2 protein-coding genes are annotated in these 2,523 nt (G+C 66.2%); both read right to left on the bottom strand.

The features are described 5' to 3' along the window. Positions 1-32: 32 nt before the first annotated feature. Positions 33-572 (bottom strand): RNA polymerase sigma factor, encoded by a 540-nt coding sequence (locus Q8Q88_RS07105; protein ID WP_305674503.1) that lies wholly within the window; start codon positions 570-572, stop codon positions 33-35. 766 nt (positions 573-1,338) lie between these two features. Then, positions 1,339-2,523 (bottom strand): response regulator (locus Q8Q88_RS07100; protein WP_305674502.1); only part of this gene is annotated, 1,185 nt, incomplete at its 5' end.

Here is a 2,523-nt window from a genome sequence, read left to right as displayed (position 1 = left end):
TGATGAAAGGCTCATGGCGTGTCTTCCGTCGCCTAATCCTGCACGCGCGCCGCGCAATGGGCCAGGGCCCTGGACATCCGCCATTCAACCGTCTTGATCGAAAGCCCACTGTGCGCGGCGATTTCTTCATAGGTCAAACCGGCGATCCGGCTCAAGACAAACACATCCCTGTACGCTGGCGGCATGGTCAGGACGATCTGCTTGAAGAGCAGCGCCTCGACCTGATCGGCGTCGATGCGTTCAGCGTCTTCCACCGAGTCCTCACCAGAAAACTCGACCTGCACGCCCCTGACGTTGTTTCGCCGCAGATGGTCGCGCGCCAGGTTCGAGGCCACGCGCATCAGCAACGCTTGCGGCCGGCGAATCTGCCCAGCGGCCTCGTAGGGCGCGATGCGGACATAGGTCTCCTGGACGAGATCGTCTGCCGTGTCGCCGATGCTCGCGCCGAAGCGGCGTCGTAGCATCGCCGTCAGCCAGTCGGCATAGCGGCGGTAGAGGACATCGAGCCCGTTGTCTCCACCCTGCGACGGCGGAGCTTGCGCCGCTTCGGGCCGTCGCTGCGATCGTCGCATGCCGCGTGCTCCCACTGGTGTCAGAGCGGGGCGGCGGCGGTTCAGCCGATCTGTTGGAAATCCTACGCGGGACGTTGTGGCCATGGCTCGCGTTCGCGCGACCACGAGCTCGTCTTCCTCCTCAGGAAGGCGAACACCAGGGCGCACACCCGCAAGCCGCGTTCAGAAGGCTCAGGTCATCGCAAAGGGGTTTCCACGCCCCTGCCGACGCTCTCACGTCGACAGGGGGAATCCTGAATCAAATAATTCCGTCACGCAAGGCAGGGCCTGATCTGGTCCTGGGAATGGGGGCGAGCGTGGAAAGCTCTGCGATTGAAGAGGCCGCGATTTTCAGAACCGACCGCCGCCGATTGCCCCCGGCTCCAGGTCGGCCCCTATGTCGCGGCGCCCGCGCGCCCATGAATATGATCGCGGGAAACGCCCGGCAAGATGCGGCGAACGCGACGAGCCTGGTTGGGCGTAGTCATAGGAACGTTCGAGCCCACGCGCTGGCGGGGGCACGTGGTCCCGTGCTCATGATTCTGTTTGAAGCATCCTTCCTTCCGCGATGCTCGCTCTCAAGCACGTGCAGTTGGTCGAGGAGCCTGGGTGGCAGCGGCATGACAATCCTGAAATCGGAGCGCCACGCCCACGGTGAGTCAACACTCCGGATATAGATACAGCCTTCGGACGGTGCGTGGGAGGCGTGCGTCCAGGCGCACCGCTCCGGCCCCGAGGCTCTGTCGTCCTGTGCAAAGAAGGTGGCATCGCTGCCCCCGAACTCGCGTCACGCGCTCGCCTGGACCGCGTCCTGCCCTTCTTGCCCGCCATCGTTGGCCAGCCGCGACAGCTCCGTCAGCAGCGCGGTGGGCGAAATCGGTTTGGCGACGCAGCCGTTCATGCCCGCCTCGCGGTAGGTCTGCAATTGGGAGCTCAGCCCATGGGCCGTGGTGGCGACGATCGGGGTCGCGCAGATCGGGGCGGGCATGGCACGTATCCGCCGCGTGGCCTCGATGCCGTCCATCACCGGCATCTGGATATCCATGAAGATCAGGTCGAACACCTCACGTGACGCGGCCTCGACGCCCTGCGCCCCGTCCTCGGCCGTCACCACCTCCGCCCCGAGCTGACTCAGCATGGCGGTGGCGACGAGGCGGTTGGTCGGATTGTCTTCCACCACCAGCACGCGCAGACCCTGAAGCCAGCCCGCCTCCTTGTCGTCGGTGTCGGGCTTCTCGGCGCAGGCGGGGGCGGCGATCTCGACCCAGAAGGTCGAACCCTCCCCCTCGCGGCTTGTGAAGCCTACTTCGCCGCCCATCAGTTGGGCAAGCCGACGGGCGATGGCGAGACCCAGACCCGTGCCCCCGAAGCGGCGGGTGGTCGATCCGTCAATTTGAGCGAATCCAGAGAACAGCCCGTCCTTGGCGCTTTCGGCAATACCTACCCCGGTGTCCTCGATCTCGACGCGCAGGCGGGTCGCATCGCCCTGGCCGTGGATGGCGACGCGCGCATCGACGCCGCCCCAGTCCGTGAACTTCACGGCGTTGGCGATGAGGCTGAACAGCAGCTGGCGAAGGCGCGCGGCGTCAAGCGCGAGCACGCCGGCGTTGGCCGCGCCTTGCACACGCAGCCAGAGTCCCTTCGCCTGAGCCAGCTCGCGCAACGGGCCCACCGCGGCTTCCAGCACCTGCGCCACCTCCGTCGGCTCGCGCTGGACGACCAAGCCCTCGGCTTCCAGATCGGAGAAGGCGACGATGTCGTTCAAGAGGTCGGACAGCCTGGACCCTGACGCCAGAGCCTCGCTCAGCAGCCGCGCGCGCTCATCGCGGCGCTCGACGGTCTGCAACAGGTGCAGGATGCCTAGCACCCCGTTCATGGGCGTGCGCAGCTCGTGACTGATGTTGGCGAGAAACTGGGATTTCGCCTCGGTCCCGGCGCGCGCGCGGTCGCGCTCGGCCATCAGTTCGGTCAG

The organism is Phenylobacterium sp., assembly GCF_030697925.1.
Lineage (GTDB): Bacteria > Pseudomonadota > Alphaproteobacteria > Caulobacterales > Caulobacteraceae > Phenylobacterium.
Note: the sequence above shows the minus strand (reverse complement) of the source record. Positions and strands in the feature narration are given on the sequence as shown.